The sequence below is a fragment of the Micromonospora sp. NBC_01638 genome (genome assembly GCF_045209745.1).
In the GTDB taxonomy this organism is placed as follows: Bacteria; Actinomycetota; Actinomycetes; order Mycobacteriales; family Micromonosporaceae; genus Micromonospora.
This window is the reverse complement of sequence record NZ_CP109273.1, coordinates 6,102,382-6,126,466: the sequence shown is the minus strand read 5'-3', so window position 1 is coordinate 6,126,466 and position 24,085 is coordinate 6,102,382. Positions and strand designations below refer to the sequence as shown.

Genomic DNA, 24,085 nt, shown 5'->3' with positions numbered 1-24,085 from the left:
GGCGCTCCTCTCGGTCACCGGGCCGGGCCGGCGGCCGCCGCTGGTGCGCGGCGGCCTGCCCAGCCTGCCAGCTCCGACCCGACCGGCGACCCGGTTCCGCACAGAATCGCCCGAGGTCAACGGCCGCCGATGGGCTGTCGTTCGAGTGCCGCTGACGCGATTGTGGCGGCGATCCCCGGGACGTCGGCGACACACGCGACGAGCCCAGTGAGGGATCATCGGTGGATGGCTGACATTCCGCTTCAGTTCCGTGCACGGGTCCGCCATGAGCCGGACCGCTCCTATGCGGTGCTGGTCGAAGGACCTGAAGGGGAGGTGCTGGTTTGCACCACCGGCAGCATGAGGGAGGTGCGCAGGGCGGCACGCGAGGGTGCGGCTCGCCTGTTCGGCGTGCCGGCGGATCGGATCGCCGGGGAGGACCTGGACGTGGTGATCCCGCAGCCGCCGTACGGGCGCGACGGGCAGTGGGTGCGGATCGTCTCGGCAGGCGAGTCCACCGATCCGGACGACGTCGTCGACCTTGGTGTTGTCGGACAGGCGCACTGGTTCGGCCACGAGGGGGCCTGGTTCGTCACGGTGGCCGACTCCGGCACAGCCATCTACCCCAGCGAGTGCCTCGACTTCACCCCCGTCCTTACGGACAAGGAGGTCGCCGAGTTGCAGAGTTATCTCGCTCGGCCGGCCCAGCCTCGTTCTTGAGTGGCTGAGGTTTTGAAAACGGCAACCGGGCGGTCGTCCCGGGCCCGTCGCTCCGGACCCGGGTCAACCGCTGCGGAGGTCAGTGTCGGCCGGCGCCGTTCTCGCTGACCGGCTGCCCGAAGGCCAGGAACGGCACGGGCGTCGGGGCGTCCGGTCGGGTGAAGATCCGCTCGGCCTCAACGGCCGGCTCGTCCGGGGTGGCCGTCCGATCGCCAGACGCGGTCACCGGCTCGTCCAGGGTGGTCGGTCCGCTGGAGCGCTGACCACCGCTCTGGTCGCCACCGCTCTGGTCGCCACCAGACTGCTCGGCAGCGGACTGGCCAGCGCTGGGCTGGTCGGTGGCGGACTGGTCGTCGGCGGGCCGGTCGACCTCGGTCCGCGCACCACCGGTCCGGTCGGCGTGGTACCGGTCGGGAGCGGGTCGATCGGCGCTGGAACGGGCACCCACCATCGGGTACTCGGCGGTCTCCGAACCGCCGGCTGCCGCGGCCATGACCGCGGCGGCGGCGAGGTCGGCCACCCGCTTCGCCTCCCGCTGCACGCGGGCGCGGACCTCCTTGGCGTGCCGCTCGGCGGAGTCCCCGGCCCGTCGGGCCTCGTCCAGCCGGGTGTTTTCGGCGGTGAGGTCGCGGCGAACCTCGCTGAGCCGCTGCTGCATCTTCGACAGCTCGTCCTCCAGCGTCTCGCCCTCCTGGCGGACCTCGGCGAGCTGCTGGCGAGCAGTGTCCAGCTCGGCGTTCAGCTGGGCGGCCTCCTGCCGGCGCTCCGCAAGCTCCTGCTGCAGGACGGTCAGCTGCTCCTGGTGGCTGGCGGCCTGCTCGTCGGCGCGGTTGCGCAGCTCGGTCACGTGCTGCTGCGCCTCGGCGAGCAGTGCGGCGATCTGCTGCTCGGTCGTGCTGCGCTGCTCGTCCAGCTCCTGCTCAGCGGCGGCCTGCTGCTCGGCGATCTCCTGCTCGGCGGCGGTCCGCCGCTCGTTGACCTCCCGCTCCACGTTGGCCTGCCACTGGGCCATCTCCTGCTGGTTCTTGGAGCGGGCCGACTGGAGCTCCTGCTGGATCTGGGTACGGGCCGACTTCATCAGCGCGTCGGCGGCGACCCGGGTCTGGTTGAGCTGCTGCGCGCTCTGCTCGGTGATCCGCTTCGCTTCGTGCTGGGCGCGCTCGTGCGCGGCCTCACCGTCGGCGCGCAACTGCTCGGCGTGCTCGCGGATCGCGGTCAACTCGGCCTCGGCGTGGGTGCGCCGCTCCTCGTGCGCCTGCTCCTGCTCGGCCCGTCGGGCCGCCAGCTCCTCCGACAGGTCCTGGCGTGCCTGCGCGGCCCGTTCACGGGTGTCGGCGATGATCCGCTCCGACTCGCTGCGCAGCTCGTTCGCCCGGTCGGCGGCCGATTCGGTGATCATGTTGGCCTGCTTCTCGGCGAGCGCCATGATCTCGCCGACCATCGGGCCCAGATCGTGAAACGAAGCGCGGTCCACCTGCACTGGTTGCTCCTGCAGTTCGGCCAGTTCGGCACGCAGCCGCTGCACCTCGGCCGTCAGCTCGCGGACCCGGACGGCGGAACGCCCGTGCTCCCCGCTCAGCATCGTGATCTGACCGTCGAGTTGCTCCAGGTGCCGGTCCACCTGACGTTTGTCGTAGCCGCGCAGGGCGAGCTCGAAGCTCGGCCGCGAGGCCGCATCGTCGCGTACTGCGTGCGGCTCAGCGCCGATGGACATGCGCCATCCTCCGTACGATCGGGGCGTCAGGGCCGGCGATCGCCTGCCCCGCGGGCCGTCAGTGTGGCGCAACGCTACCGCCGAGCCGACCTCATGCGAAGTCCCGCCCCACCACCTCTCATCCCGCCCCGCCCTGTCACCCCGTTCCCGCGTCGACCATGGACGTGTGGTGCCGGGAAGGTGGTGATCCGCCACCTTCGTCACCCACCACAACTCCATGATCGGCGCGGGTCGCTGATCAGCGGCGGCGAGCTACGAGGACCGCGTCGTGGAGAGTGATGTCCTGGCCGTTCGGGTCGGTGGCTGGACGGGGGCGGGCCTCGGCGGCCAGCACCTCCCAGCGGGCCGGGTCCAGGGAGGCCGCCACATCCTCGGCGGTGTACATCATGTCCGGCATGTGCAGCCGATGCGCCGACGTCCACAGATCCGACGGGTGGTGCCCGACGATCAGCAGGACCCCGCCCGGCGCCACCGCCGCGGCCAGCCGGGCGAACAACTCCCGCCGCTGCACCGGGGGCAGGTGCATGAACTGCGCGGAAACCAGGTCGTACGTCTCCTCGGCCGGAGGCTTTTCGCGCAGGTCGGCGTGCGTGAACTCGATCCGGTCGCCGACCTGCGCGGTGTCGGCGTGGGCGGCGGCCCGGCCCAGCGCGGTGGTGGAGATGTCCGCCGCTGTCACCCGCCAGCCGCGTTCGGCCAGCCACACCGCGTCGGCGCCCTCCCCGCTACCCACGTCCAGCGCGTGCCCCGGGCTCAGGTCGGCGGCCTCGGTGACCAGCTGCGGGTTCGGCCGGCCACTCCACACCGAGGGCCGGGACTGGTAACGCTCCTCCCACGCCGGCTGCTCGAACGCCGTGGCCACCAACTGCCGGTACGCGGTCACCGCCGCGCGGGTCTCCTCGGTGATGAGGTCGGCGTTGATCGCCGCCCCCGCGGTCAGGCCAGCCGCGGCGGACGTGATGACCTGGCCGCGGAGGTCGGCCAGGTTGCCGGCCACCCAGACACCGGGGATGGTCGTCGCGCCGGTGGCGTCGGCCGGGATCTGGGCTCCGATCACGTGCTCACCCATCGTCACCTCCTCCGGGGCCAGATCCAGCCCCGCCAGCAGATCGGCACGCGGCGTCAGCCGCGTCGCCACCACGATCGCGTCCAGCGCCACCACCCGGCCGTCGGCCAGCCGTACGCCGGTCAGCGCGTCCCCGGTCACTTCGACCTCGGCGACCGGACCCGGCACCACCGCGATGCCCCGGGCGGCGAGCCGTTCGGCGGTCTCCTCGTCCGGCGTGGGGACGTCGTGCAGCAGGAGCAACACGTGGGAGCTCCACTGTCGCCACATCTCGGCCTGGTGCACGGCCAGCGGCCCGGTGGCCAGCACGCCGATCCGCCGGTCCTGGACCTCCCAGCCGTGGCAGTACGGGCAGTGCAGCACCTCGCGGCCCCACCGCTGTGCCAGACCGGGTACGTCGGGCAGCTCGTCGGTCAGCCCGGTGGCCACCAACAGTCGTCGGGCCCGCACCGAGCCCCCGTCCTCGAGGCTGAGCCGGAACCCGTCGTCGTCCCGGGTCGTTGCCTGCACCCGCCCGGTGCGGAACTGCCCGCCGTACCCGGCAACCTCAGCTCGCCCGACCGCGACCAGCTCGCCCGGCGGCGTCCCCTCCCGGCCCAGGTAGTTGTGCACCTGGTCGGCCGGAGCGTTGCGTGGCTCGCCGGAGTCGATCACCAGCACCGACCGTCGGGCCCGGGCCAGCGCCAGGGCTCCGCTGAGCCCCGCGGCGCCGCCGCCCACCACCACCACGTCGTATGTCTCGTCCACCGGTCTCTCCCTCTGACTTGTCGGCTGAGCCCACCATCCGTCGCTGCCGGCCAGGTAGCAACTATCCTTGCCGTTATGGCAAACGAGGACAGCGCCGCGCTGGCGGCCGTCGGCCCCCGGCTACGCGCCCTGCGCCACCAGCGAGGGACCACGCTCACCCAGCTCGCTGAGCTGACCGGCATCTCGGTGAGCACCCTCTCGCGGCTGGAATCCGGCAGCCGCCGGCCCACCCTGGAGCTGCTGCTCCCGCTGGCCCGGGCCTACCAGGTGGCGCTGGACGAACTGGTCGAGGCCGCGGCCACCGGCGATCCTCGGGTACGTCCCAAACCGATCGTCATCCACGGCATCACGTTCCTGCCGCTGACCCGCCGACCCGGCGGCCTGCAGGCGTTCAAACAGATCATTCCGCCGGACCCGTCCGCCGGGGAGCGAACCCCGCAGACCCACGAGGGGTACGAGTGGCTCTACGTGCTGTCCGGCCGGCTACGCCTGCTGCTCGGCGAGCACGACCTGACGCTCACCCCGGGCGAGGTGGCCGAGTTCGACACCCGCATCCCGCACCTCGTCCGCAACCCCGGCCCCGGCACCGCCGAGGCCCTCAGCATCTTCGGACCGCAGGGGGAGCGGCTGCACGTCCGGGCCCGCCCCGCCGCGCCCGACAAGCAACGGTGATCAACACGGGATCAGCCCCACCTGCGCAGGATGGCTGGTTTGTCGAGCTTTCCGACCGGGGTGTGCGGAAGCTCGTCGACCACCTGTACGCGGTCAGCCAAACCGTGGTCACGCAGGAGGCGGCTGACCGTGGTGGCCACGTTCAGTGCCTCGGCTCCGTCGGCCGGCGTCACCACCACCAGCGGAGCTGATCCGTCATCGGTCGATGATGGCAGGACCGCTGCCTCACGGACTGCTTCGTCGGCTTGGAGAACGCCTTCGAGTTGGGGTGCGAAGATCAGTCGTCCCGACGTGGTGCTCAAGACGTCGGCGACTCGGCCCAGGACGCGGTACTCGCCGGATTCCGTCTGCTCGCCCACGTCTCCGGTCCGGTACCAGCCGGCCCGGAATGCCCGTGCCGTCTCGGCCGGATTGCCCTCGTATCCGATGCTGGTGTGCGGCGAACGGGCCAGGATCTCGCCGAGCATCGGGGTCTGCGCCGAGAGCGGCTCCAGCGCGACCTCAACTGCCGGCAGCGGATACATGCCGCGGGACTCCTGCGCGACGTCGTCCAGGTTGCCCAGGACGATGCCGAACTCCGTGGACCCGTAGATGCGACGGATCTGGATCCCGAGGTGCTGGCGAGCCTGCTTGATCACCTCCGGGCTGAGATAGGCCCCGCCGCAGAGCGGAAGCCGCAGCAACGGCAGGGCGGTTGATCCTGTCCCGGTCAGAAGCTGGTAGTGGCGCGGCAAGGCACTGAAAATCGTCGCGCCCGAATCAGCGAGAGTGCTCAGTAGCTGGTCCGGCGGCGCGGCAGGGTCGGACAGCACGAGCCGGGCTCCGGCCAGGAGCGCCGGAAACATGTGCACATCGACGCCATGGGCTACATCCAATGGATGCATGGTCAGGAAGACGTCCTCAGGGGTCACCTTGAGGTAGGACAGCCACTGCCGCCGATCGGCCAGCAGGTCCTCCTGACGCCAGGCGACAAGCTTGGGGACACCGGTGGATCCGGTGGTCTCCAGCAACCGGAAGACGCCGGACCGAGCCCTGGCCAGCAGCGCCTCGACAACGCGCGGGGCGGGCTCAGCGAAGAGCGTGTCGACTCCGAGGGTGTCGACTGTGGCGTCGAGCAGGTCGTCGTGCTGCTCCCGGATCAGGAATCGTACCGGGACCTGGGCCAGCGACCAGCGAAGCCGTTCCCGGTCCGATTGCACACTGATCGGCAGGTGCACTGCGCCGAGCCGAGCTAGAGCGAGGATAATCGCGATGTACCCGGGGCCGTTGTGCAGACGGGTGGCGACAAAGTGGCCGGGCTGCACCCCGACGCGGAGCAGGCGGGCGGATGCCCGGTCGACGAGGTCACTCAGCCGGGCATACGTGAGCTCCTCGCCGTCGACAGCTTGCACGGCCACCGCGCCTGCGCGGGTCCGAGCCACTTCCTGGAACGCCTCATACAGCATGCAGGTTGTCCTGGCGTGTCGCGTCCAGAGTGACCTGTCCGCGCAGGAGCAGCCGTACCCCTTCGGCGCCGATCGCCGTGCGGCCGTGCAGGGTGCGCTGGTTGTCGATCACGAGAAGGTCGCCGACCTGCCATCGGTGCTGGTAGAGGAATCGGGGGCGGTGCAGGAAGTCACTGAGCTGGGTGAAGAAGTGATCTGTGGTGGTTTGGTCGCCACCTTTGACCCGTACCTGCCATCCACGGTTGGTGTCAGCGGGGAACGGCAACGTCAGGTTCAGCGATCGGATCCGGCCGTAGTCGCGGACGGTGGGGATCTCGTACCAGTTGTCCGGGACCGTCGGGAAGTAGCCTCGATCCTCGACCAGATACTCCAGCCCTACGTTCTCGATCGTCTCCCGCAGGTCGTCCGGCATCTCGGCCCACGCCGCCAACTGGTCGCAGACGGTCGTTTCCCCGGATCCGGGCTCGTCGCGGAACTCGCTGGCGTAAAGGACGATCAGATCTGTCTGCTCCCCTACCAGGATGCCGTCGGTGTGCAGCGGGAGCGGGCCGCGCCCGGTGACCACTTTTCCCTCGTCTGCCGAGGCGTTCAACTTGAGCAGGTCGGCCCGGCCCTCGCCGAACTTGTGCTGCACGGTGTCGCCGAGCTCGTGCACCAATCGCTGAAAAGCTGGTTCGTCAAGATCGAGACCTCGTGCGAGGGCCGCACCGGTACGGGTCGCGGCGGTGCGGCATGCGCTCGCCAGATCGTCCGCTGCGGTGGGATCGAGTACAAGCCCGAGGCCTGATGGGGTGAGGCTCAAGGTCATCTCCTGAGACTTGGCACTGGGATGTGGGTGGTTCGGCTGCTGCGAGCAGGGGTGGTCAGCGCTGGGCGTTGGCGATGCTGCGGTCGTACACCTGCCGCGGGTCCCAGTCGTCGATCGAGCCTTCCTGCGCCAGGTTCACCAGTTCCCGGAAACAGGCCCGGTAGATCGCGGCCCGGTCGGTGCCGGGGGCGTCCGTCTCGAGTCGCTTCACGACTCCTCGCTGCAGACCGCCGCCGTGATGAACGGCGATCTTGCGACGCCAGGCGATGTCGTGCGACACCCGTCGGCTCATGGCCCGGCGGAGGTGGTACTTCTCCCTCCCGTTACGCACCTTGCAGTCCGGCGCGGTGTCCAGGGCGACCTGGATCACCGGCCATGCCCAGAACGGGTGATGAACTTCCCGGCCGTGCGCCAACGGCAGCCGGCTGGACAGTTCGTTGGTGAACCGGGTCTGGTGGATGGCCGCGATCGTCTGATCGATCAGCTCGTCCGGCGTTCTGAACGGACGGTAGATGCCGGCATTGATGAGATCGCTCCCGTATCCGGTCAGCAACACCTCGTCGCGCGGGATCTCGGTCCCGGCGTACAGCGCCGTGGCGGTCAGCGCGACCTCCACCACCTCAGGCTCCGTCACACCCAGTCCTCGGATGGCCTGCGGGACCGCAGCCATGATGCGTTCCTCGGACAGATCGATCCGGTGCACGGAGAGACCAAGGCGGTCGCCCAGTTCTGCAGCGTCGTCGAACTCGTCGCCCCAGGGAGTACCGGCGCTGTACGGCGTCAGCGCGAGTCCTTCGGCGGCGGCGAGCAAGGTGACCGTCCCGGAGTCGATGCCGCCTGACAGGAGGGTCGCGAAACGGTCGAGCGGCCGGTTCCGGGCCACGGCCTGGATCTGCTCCTGCAGGGCGCTGACCTGAGCCTCTCCTGCTTCCAGCGCGTCGGTACGCCCGGGACGACGCAGGTGCCGCAACGGATCGTCGGCCAGGGTGGTGCGTAGGGTCCACCCGTTGCGCAGCCGTCTGCTCTCCTGCACCGCATTGAACGGTATCCGGCTGACGTGCAGCAGGGCGGTCTCGTCGCTCTGCGGCTGAGGTCCTTCCGGGCGGACCTCGACGGGCAGACCGAGAGCGGGCAGGATCAGCGGAGCCAGGAACAGGTCCGTGAAGTAGGCCAGCTTGCCCTGGGATCGGTTGAAAGCCAGGTATACGGCATCCTCGTTCAGCGCTGAGGTCTGCACGACGATGCGGTCCTCGTAGATGAGTATTCGTGCCGCGGCGGTTGTGTCGGGTGGGGCACCGCCGTCCGCGGGCTCTGCGGACATCTTCCGCACATCGATCTGGAACGGTGTGGTGCGGGGGCTGTCACCCGCCAACCCGCTGGTGTGAACTCTGAGGTCACCGATGTGGACAGCGGCCCTTATCCGCTCCAAAGGGGTCAGATCACAGTTTCCGACTGCCGCCCACCTGCTGGCCGCCATGATGGTGTTCCTTCCGCGTCGAGGGTCTGCAGCGTCACCGACTGCCGTCGATGACCTGTCGCATGTTGCGCTGCGCCTCCCCGGCGGCGAACGCCGTGCGGTGCGCCTGCTTGCCGATGACTCGAAGCTGCTCGAGTCCGTCGATGAATCCGCTGTTCAGGTACGGTTTGGTGCTTCGGAAACCGGCCGCCGGGTATGCCGCGAAGGACCGAGCTCGCTGGACGGCAGCCGACAGCAGTCGATCCACCGGGACGACATCGTGTAGCAACTTGTCCTGCAGGCTTCGCGTGGCCGGCCAGTCCCCGCTGGACATCAGCATCTGCTGCATGACGCTGCGGCCCACTGTCCGCTCGAGCATGTATCCACCGAAGGTGCAGGCGATGCCCACCTGGAATTCCGGCATCTTCAGCACGCACCGGTCGCTGCCCACCCGGTAGTCCGCGGTGAGTGCGATCTGCAGGCCGATACCGATCGCGAAGCCGTCGATCGCCACCACCAGCGGGCAGTTCAGCTGTAGACAGGCGATGTACAGGTCAGTGATGTGATCGATCCACTCATCAACCTCGTCGCCGCCTCGGAACGTCGACGTCTCGTGGAAGTCACCCCCTACGCCGAAGGACCGGTCGACGCCGCTGAACAGCACGACCGAACGGATGTCCGGGTCGTCGAGCTCGCGAACCGTCTCGGTCAGCGCCCGCATCCGCGGCATCGACCACATGTTGTGCCGGTGGCCCTCGGAAAACTCCACCACGGCCACGCCCTCGGAGACCTCGAGGCTGAAATAGGTCTGCGTGCTCAATTCCGATGACATTCGCTTCGTTCTCCCGACTGGTTGGTGTCGCTCCCGGCGTTTCGATGCCCGCAAGGGCCGGCCCGGACAGCTCAAGACGCGCCGGCGTACGGCGAAAAGCGGCGGGATCGTCAAGCACAGTACGACAGGAACGCGGTTGGTGACAACGAAGGGCAATCATTACGCCGATCTTGTCCAGATAACCCTCATCTTGCGGATCATGACGGTCATTGTCAATAGCCGGCATTCCGGGCGGCCGCCTGTTCGTCCTGGCTTGCCGCCGCTTGGCCGGCACATATTTTGATCAATTACCGCTGGCCGACGGGGATGTCGTGATCGCCGCACCGACAATCGCTCCCAGATGGCGAGAAGGGGCATCCGCTCCATCGGCTCATGACATACGGTGATCGCACAGTGGACGGTCGGTGCCCTCGCCTCCGGGTTGAGGTCAAGGCGAATCAGCAGGTCAGCGACACGAGACGACACACGGGGTGTTGGAAATCAGACAAACAGTGCTCAGCTCGACGAAAGCGCGACTCCTGTCGGCGCATTTGCCCGCATCGGCCGCCGCTGGGTCTCGGGGTTTCAGCCGGCTCCGTGGAAGGTTGACCCATCGCAGGTCGGGGTTGCGGCAAACAGAAACCGCCGACTTTCCGGGGATCGTCGTGATGGGATAAGCATCCGACTCGACTTCCTTGCGATATTCCGGCATTTCTGGTCGCCTGCGTCGCCGACCCCTGGTCTTTCTGCAATCAATCTCGCACTGACCCGGTGGGCGGCTGTCTCACCACAATAAAACATACCGGTTCGACAATTCTGCGCTCAATTGGCCGTGGAATGGACGACGCCTGCGCAAAAACCACTGCCATGGCGTTGCGACAGAGGTCCCGACGGGCCCAGAAAGGCGTGTCCGATGACCCAGAAGCTCTGGGGTGGTCGCTTCGAGGAAGACATCACACCCGAGGTACTCGACTACACGCTCACTGTCGACATCGACGTTCGGCTGATCCCGCACGACCTGTGGCAAAACATCGCGCACGTCCTGCTGCTGGCTCGTCAGGGCATCATCCTCAAGGACGCAGCGCGATCCATCATCACGACCCTGGTGAGGTTGGACCAACAACATCGAGACGGTGCGCTCACGCTGCGGGCCGAGTACGAGGACGTCCACCTCAACATCGAGCAGATGGTCATCGAGGAGTTGGGGCTGGACGTCGGTGGCCGGATGCACACGGCCCGGTCCCGCAACGACCAGGTGTCCACCGATGCCCGGATGTACCTTCGCGATGTCCTGCTTGAGGCGATCGACGCCAACCTCGACCTGATCGATCGCCTGACGCACCTCACCGATCAGGATTTCCGCACGGTGCTGCCGGGGTACACCCACAGCCAGGCCGCTCAGCCGATCAGCGTTGCCTTCTGGCGGACCGCACACGCCAGCGCGCTTCTGCGTGATGTGCGCCGCCTGCGGGACGCCTTCAGCCGGGTCAACGAGTCGCCGCTGGGCGCCTGCGCGCTCGCCGGCACCTCGTTCCCGCTCGACCGCGATGCCACCGCCCAGCTCCTGGGTTTCGATCGGGTGCTCAGCCACGCCCTGGACGCCACCAGCGCCCGCGACCACATGATCGAAGCGGCCGCGGTCTTCGCCCTCGGCAGCAACAACCTGTCCCGCATGGCCGAGGAAATCGTCATGTGGAGCGGTCACGAATACCGGCTCTGCGAGGTCGGGGACGCCTTCACCACAGGCAGCTCCATCATGCCGCAGAAGAAGAACCCTGTGGTCGCCGAGCTGGTACGCGGACGGTCGGGCCGGGCCACCGGCGTGCTGGTGCAACTGCTGACAGCGGTCAAAGGTGTCACTCTCGGGTACAGCTGCGACCTGCAGGAGGACAAGCCGTTCCTGTGGCAGAGCATCGACTCGTACCTGTCCACCCTGCGCGTGGTGGAGAGCCAGGCTCGTACTCTCCGCTTCGATCCACAGCGCGGCGAGGATCTGTGCTGGGACAACTTCTCCACCGCCACAGAACTGGCCAACTATCTCGTATCGGCGGCCGGGGTGTCGTTCCGCCAGTCGCATCACGTCGTCGGCAAAGTGGTCGGCCAGCTGATCAGCCGGCAGGCGACGCTGCGCGACCTCGAGCTGGTCTCGTCGGTGCTGGCCGACGAGGGCCATCTGGTCGAAGTGAACGTGCTCCGTGACCTGCTTGCGCCGCTGAACGCCATGAACGGCTACACCAGTGGCGGTGGCACATCCGCCGCCAGCGTGATGGACGTCGCAGCGGATCTGCACGCCAGTTCCACCGCACACCGTACCTGGATCCGTGCCCGTCGCGACGGCCTCGCCGCAGCCCGCGCCGCGACGCTGCGCTGCGCCGACGAAGTGGCGGCCGGCGCCGCGATCGACAAGGCCCTCGCCGCCGTCCTCGACGAACTCGCGCACGACCGTGCTGGACAGGAGCAGTCATGAAGATCGTTCTCGCCTATTCCGGTGGCCTGGACACCTCGGTGGCGCTGCACTGGCTGCGCGACCGGTACGACGCCGAGGTGATTGCCTTCTGCGCCGACATCGGACAGCTCGAATCCGTACCGGACGTGCGAGAACGCGCCCTGCGGACCGGCGCGTCCGAGATGTGGGCAGAACCGTTGACTGATCGATTTCTGAACGACTTCGCGATGCCCGCCCTGCAGGCACACGCCCGGTACGAGAACAAGTACCTGCTGGCCGCACCGTTGTCCCGACCCCTGATCGCACAGCGAATGGTCGAGATCGCGCACGCCGTCGGCGCGGACGCGGTCGCGCACGGCGCCACGGGTAAGGGCAACGACCAGGTGCGCTTCTTCACCAGTGTGGCGGCGCTCGATCCGTCGCTGAAGGTGCTCGCACCGGTGATCGACTGGGAGTTGAAGACCCGCGAGGACGAGCTGGCTTACGCCGACAAGCACGGCATCCCGGTGCCGGTCGGCAAGGAAAAGCCATACAGCATCGACACCAACGTGTGGGGAACCAGTATCGAGTGTGGCGAGCTCGACGACGTCACCCAGCCGCCCCCGGCCGACGCGTGGCAGTTGACCCGCGATCCTCGCCGAGCCCCGGACGAACCGACCCGGGTGCGGCTCGGCTTCACCGGGGGCGTCCCGGTGAGCCTCGACGGTGAATCGCTGGGTCTGAGTGCTCTGGTCGGACGCCTCAACGCTCTCGCAGCGCCGCACGGCATCGGTCGGATCGACATCACTGAGAGCCGAATCGTCGGATTCAAGACCCGGGGCATCTATGAGGCGCCAGCGGCAACCGTGCTCATGGCGGCACACGCGGAGTTGGAGTCGCTGGTACTGGACCGCGAAACCCTGCACCACAAGCAGTCCATCGCCCTGCGTTACGCCGAGCTTGTCTACTACGGGTACTGGTTCAGCGATCTGCGCCGGGCGCTCGACGGATTCGTGGCCACACTTCAGCCGGCGGTGACCGGCGAGATCGCCGTGGACATGTTCAAGGGTGGCTGCACGGTGGTCAGCCGATCGTCGCCGCACTCCCGCTACAGCCGGGCGATGGCCACCTACGAAGCCGGCGACCAGTTCGACCATCAGGCGGGTGCCGGCTTCGCCTATGTGTGGTCGCTGCCGCTGACCGCCGGCCACCGGGCCTGAGAACCAGAGAGGAGCGACACCCGTGCGAGTAGTGTTCATGGGTTACCAGACGTGGGGGCATCGAGTGCTGCAGGCGCTGATCGACTCCCGCCACGACGTGGTGCAGGTCATCACCCATCCCGACAGCGGACACGAGTACGAAACCATCTGGAACGACTCGGTGATCGACCTGGCCGAGAAGCACGACCTGCCGGTCCTGGTCCGTCAGTACGCCAATGACGACGAGGTCGCCGTACGGCTGCGGGAGCTGGCTCCGGACATCATCGTATCGTCGGACTGGCGTACCTGGCTTGCGCCTGCCGTATACCGCCTGGCGCGGCACGGGGCGATCAACGTCCACGACGCCCTGCTGCCCCGCTACGGCGGTTTCGCCCCGCTCAACTGGGCGATGGTCAACGGTGAACGCGAGGTCGGAGTCACCGTTCACTTCATGAACGATGATTTCGACCTCGGCGACATCGTGTTGCAGCGACGGGTCGAGGTAGGCGACAAGGACACTGTGACGGACCTGTTCGAGCGCACCATCGAGATCTTCCCGGAAATCACCCTGTCGGCGCTGGACCTCATCGAGAGTGGCACCGGGCAGTGGATCAGTCAGGATCCTGCCCAGGCGACGTTCTTCCACAAGCGATCGGTGGAGGACAGCCGAATCCACTGGACGTGGCCGGCCGACCGGTTGGCCAATCTGATCCGGGCCCAGAGCGATCCCTACCCGAACGCCTTTGCTTACCACAACGGCGTGCGGCTGCGAGTGACCTCCGCGGCCGTATCACACAAGCGCTACGGGGGGACCCCGGGCCGAATCTTCTGCCCCGAGGACGAGGGCGTCGTCGTGGTGTGCGGACCGGAGGCCCACACCGGACGTGAGCAGGGGCTGAGAATCCTGCAGGTGCGCACCGAGGATGGTACGCAGGTCCCGGCGCGCGCCTACTTCACATCCATGGGGGGTTATCTGACGTCGCACTGATCCGGCCACCGACAATTCAAGGCGGAACATGTTCAGCATTCTGATGTCGCTGGCATCGGCAACGGTTTTGGGAGCCGCCGACTTCGTCGGCGGCTTCGCCACCAAGCGCGCGGCGGCTGTGACCGTCGTGCTCTGGTCGAACATGGCAGGGCTGGCGACCGCCGTGGTGTTCGTCGGAACCGTTGGCGGCGGAAACATCAAGGCCGCCGACGCCGGCTGGGGGGCCCTGGCCGGGTTGGCCGGCAGTGTCGGTGCCATGCTGCTCTATCACTCCCTCGCCCACGGAGTGATGAGCGTGGTCGCCCCCACCACCGCCGCCATGGCCGCGATCCTGCCCGTCCTTGTCGGTCTGGCCGGTGGAGAGGCCGTGTCAGTGATCGGTGCGGCCGGCCTGGCCTGCGGACTGATCGCCATCCCGTGCGTCTCGGTCACCTCAGGTGGCGACCGGCCCGGTCGACAGTCGCATCTGCGGACCGTGGCCGGGGCGTTGGCGGCCGGCGCCGGATTCGGCCTGTTCTTCGTGCTGCTGTCCCGTACCGGGGACGGGTCGGGGCTGTGGCCACTGGTGGCCGCCAGATGCGCCTCGTTGACCCTGCTCGTGCTCGCCTGGCCGATCGGTCGTTGGTCGGTCAGAGCTCCCCGCAACACCGTGCTGCTGGCCCTGCTCTCCGGTGGTCTGGACATGCTGTCGAGCGTGCTGTATCTGCTGGCCGTCCGTGCGGGCTACCTGTCCGTGGTGGGCCTGCTCGCATCGCTCTACCCGGTCAGCACGCTCCTGCTCGCGCGGGTGGTGTTGCGCGAACGCGCCACCCGGGTGCAGTGGGCCGGTGTCGTCCTGGCGCTGGTCGGGGTGTTCCTGTTGGCGTCCCGCTGACCCGCACGACTCGGCTACGCACCTGCCGGCGGCACCTCGTGGGGTACCGCCGGGACGCATCGTCGCTCAGGTGGTGTAGTCAGCGTTGATCCGGATGTACCCGTCGGTGAGGTCGCACCCGTACACGGTGAAAGCGCCGTCGCCGATACCCAGGTCGACCTCGATCACAACGTCATCGCCTTCCAGGTGGTGCCGCAGCCGCACCAGGGTCTCAGCGGTGGCCTGTGCCGGATAGACCTCGATACCGCCGAAGCCGATCCGTACCCGTTGCTGATCGATGTCTTCGTCGTCCTCGCACTTGCCGACCGCCATGGCTACCCGGCCCCAGTTCGGGTCCGCGCCGTGCACAGCTGTCTTGACCAGCGGTGAGTTCACAATGGCCTTGCCGACCCGCTTGGCCTGCTCGCCGTCCCGGGCGCCGCTCACCCGCACCTCGATGAGCTTGCTGGCGCCCTCGCCGTCGCGGGCAACCATCCGCACCAGGTCCAGTGCGGCGGTGTACAACGCCTGCTCGAACTCTTCCAGATCGACCGGCCCGGCCAGGCCGTTGGCGAAGACGGCCGCGGTGTCGCTGGTGGAGGTGTCGGTGTCGATGCTGACCGCGTTGAACGTTCGAGCGATAACCGAACGGAACACCCGGTCCAGGTCGACCGGCTCGATGTGGGCGTCCGTACAGAAGAACGTCAACAAGGTTGCCATGTTCGGTTCGATCATGCCGACGCCTTTCGCGACGCCGACGATGCTCGCCGCTCCGCACCTGACCCGCACCACCTTGGGCGTGGTGTCGGTGGTCATGATTGCCCGGGCGACCCGGTCGAAATCGGCAGGCGGAAAAGGCCACCGAAGCTCGGCCAGACGCTGCCGTACCCTCGGCATCGGATACTGCTTCCCGATCACCCCGGTTGACGCGATGAGCAGATCGTCTTCGTCCAGTCCGGCGGCGCGAGCCACGGTGGCCCGCACCTCGCGGGCGTTTTCCAGCCCTTCCTTGCCGGTGGCCACGTTCGCGTTGCGGGAGAGCACCACGACGCCGCGGGCGGACGATGCCGGCGCCGCCGAACGGCTCAGCACGACACTGGGGCCGGCGAACCGAGAGCGGGTGAACACCGCGGCGCTGACCGCGGGCACCTCGGAGACCAGGGCGGTGAAGTCGTCCTCGTCCTCCTTGAGCCCGGCGTTCGCGACCACCGCGCGGAACCCTTGCGGAACGATCATGTACTCATCCATCCTTCGCACGGACGCCGGCACGTTCGGATCCGGTTGCGTTGTGGTGTCAGGCGGAAGCCGAAGGTCATCGACGGCAGCCACAGAGGACCGCCCCTCGTCACCTACGGTATCAACGGGGTAGCTATCCGATGGATGCCCGCCCGGAGGATCCCAGGGGCTGGGTGGTGTTCGGTTCCCTGAACCGCCCAGCACCACCTCGCGTCGCGGACCGCGCGCGGCGGCACAAAAACTGCCGCTGCGGCGTCCCACGTCGAACTGTGGGCACCGCACCTCCGTGTCTATGATCGACGACCCTGACCGGGAAAACGGAAACATGGCCGTTCGGTTCGGCCCGGAGCAAGAGGTGAGGTGCGCGACGGTGATCCGCGAGGCGTACGCCTGCTGGGTGCGTGAGCCCGGCGCGGCCGAGATCCGGCCGGTGTCGCTGCCCACCCCGGGCCCCGACGAGGTGCTGGTCCGGGCCAGCTACTCAGGGGTCAGCCGGGGCACCGAGACGCTGGTCTTCGCCGGCCGGGTGCCCGCCGGCCAGTACGCCGCGATGCGCGCGCCGTTTCAGGAGGGCGACTTCCCCGGCCCGGTGAAGTACGGCTACCTCAGCGTCGGCGTGGTCGAGCAGGGCCCGCCGGACCTGCTCGGGCGGACGGTGTTCTGCCTGTACCCGCACCAGAGCGCGTACGTCGTGCCGGCCACCGCCGTGGTGCCGGTGCCGGACGGGGTGCCGCCCGCCCGCGCGGTCCTCGCCGGCACGGTGGAGACCGCGATCAATGCGCTGTGGGACGCGGCGCCGCTGGTCGGTGACCGGGTCAGCGTGATCGGCGCGGGCATGGTGGGCTGCTGCGTCGCGGCGCTGGTCGCCCGGATCCCCGGCGTGCAGGTCGAGCTGGTCGACACCGACGTCCGCCGGGCCGGGGTGGCCGGCGCGCTCGGCGTCTCGTTCGCCCAACCGGCCGACGCGACCGGCGACCGGGACCTGGTCGTGCACGCCAGCGCCACTGGTGCCGGGCTGCAACGCTCGCTGGACCTGCTCGCACCGGAGGGCACGGTCATCGAGCTGAGCTGGTACGGCGACCGCCCGGTGCAGGTGTCGCTGGGCGGGGCGTTCCACTCCGGCCGGCTGACCGTACGCAGCAGTCAGGTCGGCATGGTCGCACCCGCCCGGCGGGGACGGCGCAGTTACACCGACCGGCTGGCGCTCGCCCTGGACCTGCTCGACGATCCGGCCTTCGACGCGCTGATCACCGGCGCGTCCCGGTTCGCGGAACTGCCCGACGTGCTCGCCAGACTGAGCACGGGTGACCTGCCCGCGCTCTGCCACCTCATCACCTACGACGACGGGGAGTGACCGTGTTCAGTGTGACCGTTCGAGATCACATGATGATCGCCCACAGTTTCCGGGGCGACGTGTTCGGCCCTGCCCAACGCCTGCACGGGGCGACGTTCGTGGTGGACGCGACGTTCCGGAGGCCCGACCTGGACGCCGACGGCATCGTGGTCGACATCGGCCTGGCCACCGAGCAGCTGCGGGCCGTGCTGAGCGAGCTGACCTACCGCAACCTCGACGACGAGCCGGCCTTCACCGGAGTGAACACCACCACGGAGGTGCTGGCCCGTACGGTCGCGGACCGACTTGTCGAGCGGGTGCACGCGGGCGACCTGGGCGCGGGGGCGCGCGACCTGACCGGCATCACGATCACTCTGCACGAGTCGCACATCGCCTGGGCCAGCTACGAACGGTCGCTGTGACCGACGCGGGACGGCCCGGCGCGCCCGGTGTCGCCCCGGACCTCGACCAGCACCGCCGCGCGGTGCACGTCGTCCTGCCCGGTGACATCGACGACCCGGCCGCGCCCAGCGGCGGCAACACCTACGACCGGCGGATCTGTGCGGGCCTCGGCGAGCGCGGCTGGGCGGTGCACGAGCACGCGGTGCCCGGGGCGTGGCCGCACCCCGACCCGGCCGACCGGGCGAAGCTGGCCGCGCTGCTGGCCGTCGCGCCGGACGACGCCGTGGTGCTGCTCGACGGCCTGATCGCCTCGGCCGTGCCGGACCTGCTCGCCCCGCACGCCCGCCGGCTGCGCCTGGTCGTCCTCGTGCACATGCCGCTCGACGACGAGGCCGAGGCGCGAGCGCTGGCCACCGCCCGGGCCGTCGTCACCACCAGCGAGTGGACCCGCAGTCGCCTGCTGCTCCGCCATCCGCTGCCCGCCGACCGCGTCCGGGTCGCGCCGCCGGGGGTGACGCCGGCACCGCCGGTGCCCCCCGGCTCGGCCGCCGGCGGCCGGCTGCTCTGCGTGGCCGCGGTAACCCGGCACAAGGGCCACGACGTGCTGGTCGACGCCCTGTCCGTCCTGGCCGAGGCACCCTGGACGCTGGTCTGCGCCGGCACGCTGACCCGGGAGCCCGAGCTGGTGCATCGGCTGCGCGACCGGCTCGTCGGCGCGGGCCTCGCCGACCGGGTCCGGTTGGCCGGCCCGCTGACCGGCGCGGCGCTCGACTCCGCGTACGCCGCCGCCGACCTGCTGGTGCTGCCGTCGCGGGGCGAGACATACGGCATGGTCGTCACCGAGGCGCTGGCCCGCGGCCTGCCGGTGCTGGGCACGCAGGTGGGCGGCCTACCGGAGGCACTCGGCCGTGCCCCCGATGGCGACCTGCCGGGGCTGCTGGTCCCGCCGGACGATCCGGCCGCGTTGGCCGGCGCGCTGAGCTGGTGGTTGGGCGACGACGCGCTGCGGGCCCGGCTGCGGCGTGCGGCTCTCGCCCGGCGCGACACCCTGACCGACTGGCCGGTGACGACCGCGCTGCTGGCCGACGTGCTGATGGAGGTGGCGGAATGACCGTCGAGGAGACCCTGCCGTTCGCCGACTGGCTGCGGTTGCGCGAGCCCGCCGACGCGGCGGCGCGTGCCGAGGACCTGCTGGACGCCGTCCGTTCCCGGCTGACCGGTGACGGCCCCACGGTGATCCACGACCTGGGCAGTGGCACCGGCTCGATGAGCCGTTGGCTGGCCGCCCGGTTGTCCGGCCCGCAGCACTGGATCCTGCATGACCGGGACGCCGACCTGCTGGCCCGCGCCGCCGAGGGCATGACCGGCGTGACCGCCGCCGACGGCGCCCCGGTCACCGTCAGCACCCGGTGCGGCGACCTCACCAGGCTGACCGCGGCCGACCTGGCCGACGGTTCCCTGGTCACCGCGTCCGCGCTGCTGGACATGCTCACCGTCGAGGAGATCGATCGGGTGGTGGCCGCCTGCGTCGGCCGACCCACCCTCTTCGCGATCTCGGTGACCGGGCGGGTCCGGCTCACCCCGGCCGATCCGTTAGACGCGGCGGTCGAGGCCGCGTTCAACGAGCATCAGCGGCGTACCGTCGACGGCCGGCGACTGCTCGGCCCGGACGCCGCCGCCGCCACCGCCGCCGCGTTCACCCGGCGAGGCGTCGACGTCCGGGAGCGGCCCAGCCCGTGGCACCTCGGCCCGGAGCAGGCCGACCTGGCCGCCGAATGGTTCCGGGGCTGGCTGGGCGCGGCCTGCGCGCAGCGCCCCGACCTGACCGGAGCGGCCCAGGCGTACGCCCAGCGCCGGCTCGCCGACGCGGCGGCCGGCCGGCTCACCGTGCTGGTCGAGCACAGTGACCTCCTCGCGGGTGGATGAACCGTTCACGCCCCGGGTACGTGCACTAGGGCAAGTGGACGATCTTCAAGGGGAGGCCGGCGCCGATGTTCTGGGCCTGGGCACGAGTGGTCGGCGGGGGGAGTCTGCTCGCCGTCCTGCTGTGGCAGGTGGGTGGCGGCCCGTTTCTCGCCGGGTTGCGGCTGATCGACGCGCCGGCACTGGCCGCGGCGCTGGTCATCGGGGTGCTCACCACGGTCTGCGCGGCCTGGCGCTGGAGCCTGGTCGCCGGCGGTCTGGGCGTGCGCCTGCCGCTGACGACCGCGGTGGCACACTGCTACCGGGCGGTGTTCCTCAACGCCACGCTGCCCGGCGGGGTGCTCGGCGACGTGCACCGGGCGGTACGCCACGGCCGCGACGCCGGTGACGTCAGCCGGGGCATCCGCGCGGTGATCTGGGAGCGTACCGCCGGGCAGGTGGTCCTGATGGGAGTCGCGCTGGTGGTGCTCGCCGCGTTCCCGTCCCCGGTGCGGCCGTACCTGCCGGCCGCCGCCGCGCTGCTCGTCGCGGGCGCGCTGGTCGCCGTGCTGCTGGCCCGGGTCGTGCCGACCGCAGGTCACTCACGATGGGCGCGGGCGTTGCGTACCGCCGTGGCGGACGTGCGGTCCGGGCTGCTGGCCCGGCGCACCTGGCTCGGCGTGCTGATCGCCTCCGCCGTGATGGTCGCCGGTCACCTGGCCACCTTCCTGGTGGCCGCCCGCACCGCCGGATCGGACGCCCCCCTGTCGCGGCTGCTGCCGTTGACGCTGCTCGCCCTGCTCGCCATGGGCCTGCCGCTGAACGTCGCCGGTTTCGGACCGCGCGAGGGAGTGGCCGCGTGGGTGTTCGGCGCGGCCGGGCTGAGCGCGGCCCAGGGTGTCGCCACCGCCACCGTCTACGGTGCACTGGTGCTGGTGGCGAGCCTGCCTGGCGCCGCCGTGCTGTTGACCCGGCGGAACCGAATTCCGGTCACCCGGGAAGCCGCCTCCGACGGCGGCTGTTGAGTCGGTGGTGAGACGTACGCGTCGCCGCGCGTCGGTGACGCCGGACAGAGGAGTCCCATGCCCGAAGCATTGCCGGTCGCCACGATCCGTACGCAGGTCACGGTGCCGCTGACGTTTTCCGACGGCTACGCCACGACCGTCCGGGTGTTCTCGTTCAAGGGCCTGGTGGACGGTCGGGAGCACCTCGCCCTCGGCCTCGGCGACTGGGCGGGCGCACTCGACCGGCTCGCCGTCGGGGGCGAACCCCCACTGGTCCGTCCGCACAGCGAATGCCTGACGGGCGACGTGTTCGGCAGCCAACGCTGCGACTGCGGGCCGCAGTTGCGCGAGGCGGTGCAGCGGATCGCCGAGACCGGTGGTTTCCTGCTCTATCTGCGGCAGGAGGGCCGTGGCATCGGCCTGTACGCCAAACTCGACGCGTACGCGCTGCAGGACGCCGGGCTGGACACCTACCAGGCCAACGTCGCGCTGGGCCGGGGTGAGGACGAGCGCGACTACACCGTCGCCGCGCAGATGCTGGCCACGCTGGGCGTGCCACGGGTCCGACTGCTGAGCAGCAACCCGGACAAGGCCGAGCAGTTGACCCGGCTGGGTGTGGACGTCGCCGAACGGGTGCCCACCGGCGTCTTCCTCTCCCCGGCCAACGCCGACTACCTGGCGGCCAAGGCGGCCAAGGCGGCGCAGACCGAGGCGGCGGAGGCGCTCGCGGAGCGTACCCCCGACCGGCCCATCTCCCAATGAGCTGCTCGACGCGGCCGTACGTGCTGCTGAGTTGCGCCACCTCGATCGACGGATACATCGACGACGCCTCCGACCAGCGGCTGTTGCTGTCCAACGACGACGACCTGGACCGGGTCGACGCGGTCCGGGCCAGCTGCGACGCGATCCTGGTCGGCGCCGGCACGGTCCGCCGCGACGATCCCCGGCTGCTGGTGCGCTCCCCGAGCCGCCGGGCCGAGCGGGTGGCGGCTGGCCGGCCCGCCTCGCCCACCAAGGTCACTCTGACCGCCCGGGGGGACCTCGACCCGACCGCCCGGTTCTTCACCGCCGGCGATGCGGCCCGGCTCGTCTACAGCGCCACGGGCGCGCTGGAGAAGACCCAGGAACGTGTCGGGGGACTGGCCACCGTGATCGACGCGGGCGAGCCGGTCGAGCCTGGATGGGTCCTGGCCGACCTGGTCGCGCGGGGCGTACGGCGGCTGATGGTGGAGGGTGGCGGGACGGTGCACGCCCAGTTCCTCGCCGCCGGTCTCGCCGACGAGTTGCACCTGGTGGTCGCCCCGTTCTTCGTCGGCGACGGCCGGGCGCCCCGGTTCGTCGGCGAGGGGAGCTTCCCCTGGCACCCGGGTCGCCGGGCCCGGCTGGCCGAGGCCCGCCAGATCGGCGACGTGGTCCTGCTCCGCTACGCCCTCTCCGACCGCTTCGGCGAAACCTGACGCCCGCGCGCGAGGGCGCGGATGGCGTACGTCAGCGCGCTGAGGACGAAGAGGGCTGCGCTCAGGAGTATCCAGTGGGCCAGGTAGGGCCGCTGGTCCTGGCCGGTGGCTGCGAGGTGGGTGGTCTCGCCCAGACGGAGGATGCCGGGGGAGTAGACGAGGAACAGCAGGGCGCTGCCGAGCGCTGGCACCCGCAGGTGGTTGAGCAGGGCGACCCGGCCGCGCACCAGCCGACGCAGCACGCGGTCGACGGCCGCGTACACCGGGAAGAGCACCAGGTCGTGGGCGATGACCGCGCCGAGGAACCAGAGCAGCATCCGGCCGGCTGTCGCCTCCCCGGCCACGCGCAGCGCCACCCAGCCGGCGAGCACGGTGGCGGCCGTGACCATGATCAGGTGCCAGGGCGCGGCGCCGTAGCCGGCCCGTAGCCGGTCAGCCATTGACCCGCTCCTGGAAGTCGATCTCGACGACCCACTTCGTGCAGTGCACCCCGGGCAGGGCCGGCACGATGACCCGGGCCGGGTAGCCGTGATCGGGGGAGAGGTCGACGCCGTTGACCCGCAGGGCGAGCAGCGAATCCGGGTCGAGGACCTGGTTGGGGGCGAGGACCGCCGTGCGGAACAGCCCAGCCCGCTCCATCGACGACACCCGTGCGGAGGTCGGGTCGGGGACACCGGCGAGCGCAGCCAGGTCGCGTAGCCGTACCCCCGTCCAGGTCTGCCGGGTCGACCAACCCTCCACACAGGCGATCGGCAGCGTGGCGGTGTGCTGTGCCATGGCCAGCAGCCCAGGCCGGTCCAGGGTCACGGTCCGTCCGCCGCCGCCGCGCAGGGTCAGTCGCCAGCCGGCGCCGGTCTGCTCGGGGCGTACCCCAGCGGCGGCGATGGTGCGGTTGACCGGGAAGCCGTTCGGCCCGGGGCCGTGCTGCCGGCCCCGGGGCAGCAGCAGCGCGGTGTGGCGCAGGGGACCGTCCAGGCTCTCCCCGATGGTCAGCGCGCCCAGCAGCAGCGCACCGCCGCCGACGAGGCCGACCGCACCGCGTCGGCTGAGGGTGGCCGGCCCGGGTTCCGGGGCGACCAGGCCGTCCGGGTCCGGCGGCTCGGGTCGGGTCGCCGCGCGAGGGGTACGCAGCTCCGCGCCGAGCGGGCGGGACCGCAGCGCGGTCAGCAGCCGGGGAAACTTGATGACCACGTGCGCCACGAATGCCCCGGTGAAGATCCAGGCGCCGAAGTAGTGGGCGGTGTAGAAGTCGAAGCCGAAGATGTAGGAGTACTGGATGTTCAGCAGGCCGGTGGCGATCTGGAACAGGATCCCGCCGACCAGAAACAACAGGGTGAGCCGCTCCAACACCTGAGCCAGCGAGCGGGCCGGCGGCCAGGCGAACAGCTTCGGGATCACCGACCAAAGTTTGGCCAGCACCACCGGGATGAGGACGATCCCGAGCATCACGTGCAGCCCCTGGGTGACCTGGAACAGCCAGGACGGCCGGGTCGGCCAATCGAACGGGGGTAGCCGCAACCAGCCCACGTTCGGCGGGAATGCCTGGTCGAACCGGGGGCCGTAGGCGGCGTAGTCCAGCAACCCGGTGATGATCACCAGGGGCAGTGCGATCAGCAGCACCGATCCGTAAACGGCCGTGAGCCAGGGACCGCGCAGCGGGCTGCGCCAGCTCCGCTCGACCGCGTCCACCCCCGGTGGCTTTCGCACGCCGTCGCGTCGACCGGATCTGCTCGGGGACACCGCGGCTCCTTCCTCGCTGTCGTGGGTCGGCGGCGGGTGCACTGCGGGCAGGCTAAACCGCGCGGGTCCGGCGCGGACGGGTTTACCGCATTACCGAACGCTTACCGGGCCGCCAGCTGTTGTGAACT

Annotated in this window: 22 protein-coding genes; 13 read left to right on the top strand and 9 right to left on the bottom strand. The window is 70.0% G+C overall.

Translation table 11 applies throughout. From position 1 onward, the window contains the following. Window positions 1-225 precede the first annotated feature (225 nt). Complete coding sequence (locus OG811_RS28715) at window positions 226-699, top strand: hypothetical protein (protein WP_406070189.1); 474 nt, start codon at window positions 226-228, stop codon at window positions 697-699. Between the two features lie 79 nt (window positions 700-778). On the opposite strand, the gene OG811_RS28710 is transcribed toward OG811_RS28715, so the two are convergent. Further along, window positions 779-2,413: a hypothetical protein gene (locus tag OG811_RS28710; RefSeq protein WP_406070187.1), complete on the bottom strand. Its 1,635-nt coding sequence runs from the start codon at window positions 2,411-2,413 to the stop codon at window positions 779-781. A 238-nt stretch (window positions 2,414-2,651) separates the two neighbouring features. Beyond that, window positions 2,652-4,226, bottom strand: coding sequence for an FAD-dependent oxidoreductase (locus OG811_RS28705; RefSeq protein WP_406070185.1), 1,575 nt, complete (start codon window positions 4,224-4,226; stop codon window positions 2,652-2,654). Window positions 4,227-4,301: 75 nt separating this feature from the next. Between OG811_RS28705 and OG811_RS28700 the strand changes: the two genes are divergently transcribed. Continuing rightward, on the top strand, window positions 4,302-4,898 hold the full coding sequence (locus OG811_RS28700; protein WP_406070184.1) for a helix-turn-helix domain-containing protein: 597 nt from the start codon (window positions 4,302-4,304) through the stop codon (window positions 4,896-4,898). A gap of 11 nt (window positions 4,899-4,909) precedes the next feature. Here the strand turns inward: OG811_RS28700 and OG811_RS28695 are convergent, their stop codons facing one another. The 4 genes from OG811_RS28695 to OG811_RS28680 form a co-directional block, all read right to left on the bottom strand. Beyond that, a complete protein-coding gene (locus tag OG811_RS28695) occupies window positions 4,910-6,343 on the bottom strand; it encodes a class I adenylate-forming enzyme family protein (protein ID WP_406070182.1) in 1,434 nt (477 codons plus the stop codon). After that, entirely contained in the window at window positions 6,333-7,151 is an 819-nt protein-coding gene (locus OG811_RS28690; protein ID WP_406070181.1) for a TauD/TfdA dioxygenase family protein, read from the bottom strand. The genes OG811_RS28695 and OG811_RS28690 overlap by 11 nt, the downstream gene beginning before the upstream one ends. A gap of 55 nt (window positions 7,152-7,206) precedes the next feature. Further along, on the bottom strand, window positions 7,207-8,472 hold the full coding sequence (locus tag OG811_RS28685; protein ID WP_406070179.1) for an asparagine synthase-related protein: 1,266 nt from the start codon (window positions 8,470-8,472) through the stop codon (window positions 7,207-7,209). 190 nt (window positions 8,473-8,662) lie between these two features. After that, window positions 8,663-9,595 carry an enoyl-CoA hydratase/isomerase family protein gene (locus OG811_RS28680; RefSeq protein ID WP_406070178.1) on the bottom strand — a complete coding sequence of 311 codons (933 nt, stop codon included), beginning with the start codon at window positions 9,593-9,595 and terminating at the stop codon, window positions 8,663-8,665. Between the two features lie 736 nt (window positions 9,596-10,331). Between OG811_RS28680 and argH the strand changes: the two genes are divergently transcribed. From argH to OG811_RS28660, 4 genes are read left to right on the top strand one after another with little or no spacing between them, the layout of a single operon-like run. Next, window positions 10,332-11,885 (top strand): argininosuccinate lyase, encoded by a 1,554-nt coding sequence (gene argH, locus OG811_RS28675; protein ID WP_406070176.1) that lies wholly within the window; start codon window positions 10,332-10,334, stop codon window positions 11,883-11,885. Continuing rightward, window positions 11,882-13,063, top strand: coding sequence for an argininosuccinate synthase (locus tag OG811_RS28670; protein WP_406070174.1), 1,182 nt, complete (start codon window positions 11,882-11,884; stop codon window positions 13,061-13,063). Before argH ends, OG811_RS28670 begins: the two co-directional genes overlap by 4 nt. Before the next feature lie 22 nt (window positions 13,064-13,085). Then, complete coding sequence (locus OG811_RS28665) at window positions 13,086-14,030, top strand: methionyl-tRNA formyltransferase (protein ID WP_406070173.1); 945 nt, start codon at window positions 13,086-13,088, stop codon at window positions 14,028-14,030. Between the two features lie 28 nt (window positions 14,031-14,058). Beyond that, complete coding sequence (locus OG811_RS28660) at window positions 14,059-14,904, top strand: EamA family transporter (RefSeq protein ID WP_406070172.1); 846 nt, start codon at window positions 14,059-14,061, stop codon at window positions 14,902-14,904. Between the two features lie 66 nt (window positions 14,905-14,970). Here the strand turns inward: OG811_RS28660 and argJ are convergent, their stop codons facing one another. After that, on the bottom strand, window positions 14,971-16,380 hold the full coding sequence (argJ, locus tag OG811_RS28655) for a bifunctional glutamate N-acetyltransferase/amino-acid acetyltransferase ArgJ (protein WP_406070170.1): 1,410 nt from the start codon (window positions 16,378-16,380) through the stop codon (window positions 14,971-14,973). Window positions 16,381-16,489: 109 nt separating this feature from the next. Here argJ and OG811_RS28650 point away from each other — a divergent pair, with 109 nt between their 5' ends. The 7 genes from OG811_RS28650 (at window position 16,490) to OG811_RS28620 (ending at window position 22,217) form a co-directional block, all read left to right on the top strand. Beyond that, complete coding sequence (locus OG811_RS28650; RefSeq protein ID WP_406070168.1) at window positions 16,490-17,473, top strand: dehydrogenase; 984 nt, start codon at window positions 16,490-16,492, stop codon at window positions 17,471-17,473. 2 nt (window positions 17,474-17,475) lie between these two features. Further along, window positions 17,476-17,874 (top strand): 6-pyruvoyl trahydropterin synthase family protein, encoded by a 399-nt coding sequence (locus OG811_RS28645; RefSeq protein WP_406070166.1) that lies wholly within the window; start codon window positions 17,476-17,478, stop codon window positions 17,872-17,874. Between the two features lie 62 nt (window positions 17,875-17,936). Continuing rightward, window positions 17,937-18,965, top strand: a complete 1,029-nt coding sequence (locus tag OG811_RS28640) for a glycosyltransferase family 4 protein (protein ID WP_406075962.1) — start codon at window positions 17,937-17,939, stop codon at window positions 18,963-18,965. Continuing rightward, the gene (locus OG811_RS28635; protein WP_406070164.1) at window positions 18,962-19,780 is read left to right on the top strand and encodes a class I SAM-dependent methyltransferase; all 819 of its coding nucleotides are present in this window, start codon (window positions 18,962-18,964) and stop codon (window positions 19,778-19,780) included. The genes OG811_RS28640 and OG811_RS28635 overlap by 4 nt, the downstream gene beginning before the upstream one ends. Window positions 19,781-19,845: 65 nt before the next feature. Further along, window positions 19,846-20,781 (top strand): lysylphosphatidylglycerol synthase transmembrane domain-containing protein, encoded by a 936-nt coding sequence (locus tag OG811_RS28630; RefSeq protein ID WP_406070163.1) that lies wholly within the window; start codon window positions 19,846-19,848, stop codon window positions 20,779-20,781. Window positions 20,782-20,838: 57 nt separating this feature from the next. Beyond that, window positions 20,839-21,522: a GTP cyclohydrolase II gene (ribA, locus tag OG811_RS28625; RefSeq protein WP_406070161.1), complete on the top strand. Its 684-nt coding sequence runs from the start codon at window positions 20,839-20,841 to the stop codon at window positions 21,520-21,522. Next, the gene (locus OG811_RS28620; RefSeq protein WP_406070159.1) at window positions 21,519-22,217 is read left to right on the top strand and encodes a RibD family protein; all 699 of its coding nucleotides are present in this window, start codon (window positions 21,519-21,521) and stop codon (window positions 22,215-22,217) included. Before ribA ends, OG811_RS28620 begins: the two co-directional genes overlap by 4 nt. Here OG811_RS28620 and OG811_RS28615 read toward each other — a convergent pair. Both OG811_RS28615 and OG811_RS28610 read right to left on the bottom strand, forming a co-directional pair. Continuing rightward, window positions 22,184-22,657 (bottom strand): hypothetical protein, encoded by a 474-nt coding sequence (locus OG811_RS28615; RefSeq protein WP_406070157.1) that lies wholly within the window; start codon window positions 22,655-22,657, stop codon window positions 22,184-22,186. The two genes, OG811_RS28620 and OG811_RS28615, sit on opposite strands and share 34 nt — an antisense overlap. Next, entirely contained in the window at window positions 22,650-24,008 is a 1,359-nt protein-coding gene (locus tag OG811_RS28610; RefSeq protein ID WP_406075961.1) for a molybdopterin-dependent oxidoreductase, read from the bottom strand. The genes OG811_RS28615 and OG811_RS28610 overlap by 8 nt, the downstream gene beginning before the upstream one ends. Between the last annotated feature and the right edge of the window lie 77 nt (window positions 24,009-24,085).

Bases quoted from the DNA above. Each gene is read 5' to 3' on its own strand.
- OG811_RS28690 (WP_406070181.1), bottom strand. From the start codon at position 7,151: ATGACCTTGAGCCTCACCCCATCAGGCCTCGGGCTTGTACTCGATCCC.
- OG811_RS28615 (WP_406070157.1), bottom strand. From the start codon at position 22,657: ATGGCTGACCGGCTACGGGCCGGCTACGGCGCCGCGCCCTGGCACCTG.
- OG811_RS28700 (WP_406070184.1), top strand. From the start codon at position 4,302: ATGGCAAACGAGGACAGCGCCGCGCTGGCGGCCGTCGGCCCCCGGCTA.
- OG811_RS28695 (WP_406070182.1), bottom strand. From the start codon at position 6,343: ATGCTGTATGAGGCGTTCCAGGAAGTGGCTCGGACCCGCGCAGGCGCG.
- OG811_RS28620 (WP_406070159.1), top strand. From the start codon at position 21,519: ATGAGCTGCTCGACGCGGCCGTACGTGCTGCTGAGTTGCGCCACCTCG.
- OG811_RS28710 (WP_406070187.1), bottom strand. From the start codon at position 2,413: ATGTCCATCGGCGCTGAGCCGCACGCAGTACGCGACGATGCGGCCTCG.
- OG811_RS28630 (WP_406070163.1), top strand. From the start codon at position 19,846: ATGTTCTGGGCCTGGGCACGAGTGGTCGGCGGGGGGAGTCTGCTCGCC.
- OG811_RS28660 (WP_406070172.1), top strand. From the start codon at position 14,059: ATGTTCAGCATTCTGATGTCGCTGGCATCGGCAACGGTTTTGGGAGCC.
- OG811_RS28670 (WP_406070174.1), top strand. From the start codon at position 11,882: ATGAAGATCGTTCTCGCCTATTCCGGTGGCCTGGACACCTCGGTGGCG.
- OG811_RS28635 (WP_406070164.1), top strand. From the start codon at position 18,962: ATGACCGTCGAGGAGACCCTGCCGTTCGCCGACTGGCTGCGGTTGCGC.
- ribA (WP_406070161.1), top strand. From the start codon at position 20,839: ATGCCCGAAGCATTGCCGGTCGCCACGATCCGTACGCAGGTCACGGTG.
- OG811_RS28685 (WP_406070179.1), bottom strand. From the start codon at position 8,472: ATGTCCGCAGAGCCCGCGGACGGCGGTGCCCCACCCGACACAACCGCC.
- OG811_RS28715 (WP_406070189.1), top strand. From the start codon at position 226: ATGGCTGACATTCCGCTTCAGTTCCGTGCACGGGTCCGCCATGAGCCG.
- argH (WP_406070176.1), top strand. From the start codon at position 10,332: ATGACCCAGAAGCTCTGGGGTGGTCGCTTCGAGGAAGACATCACACCC.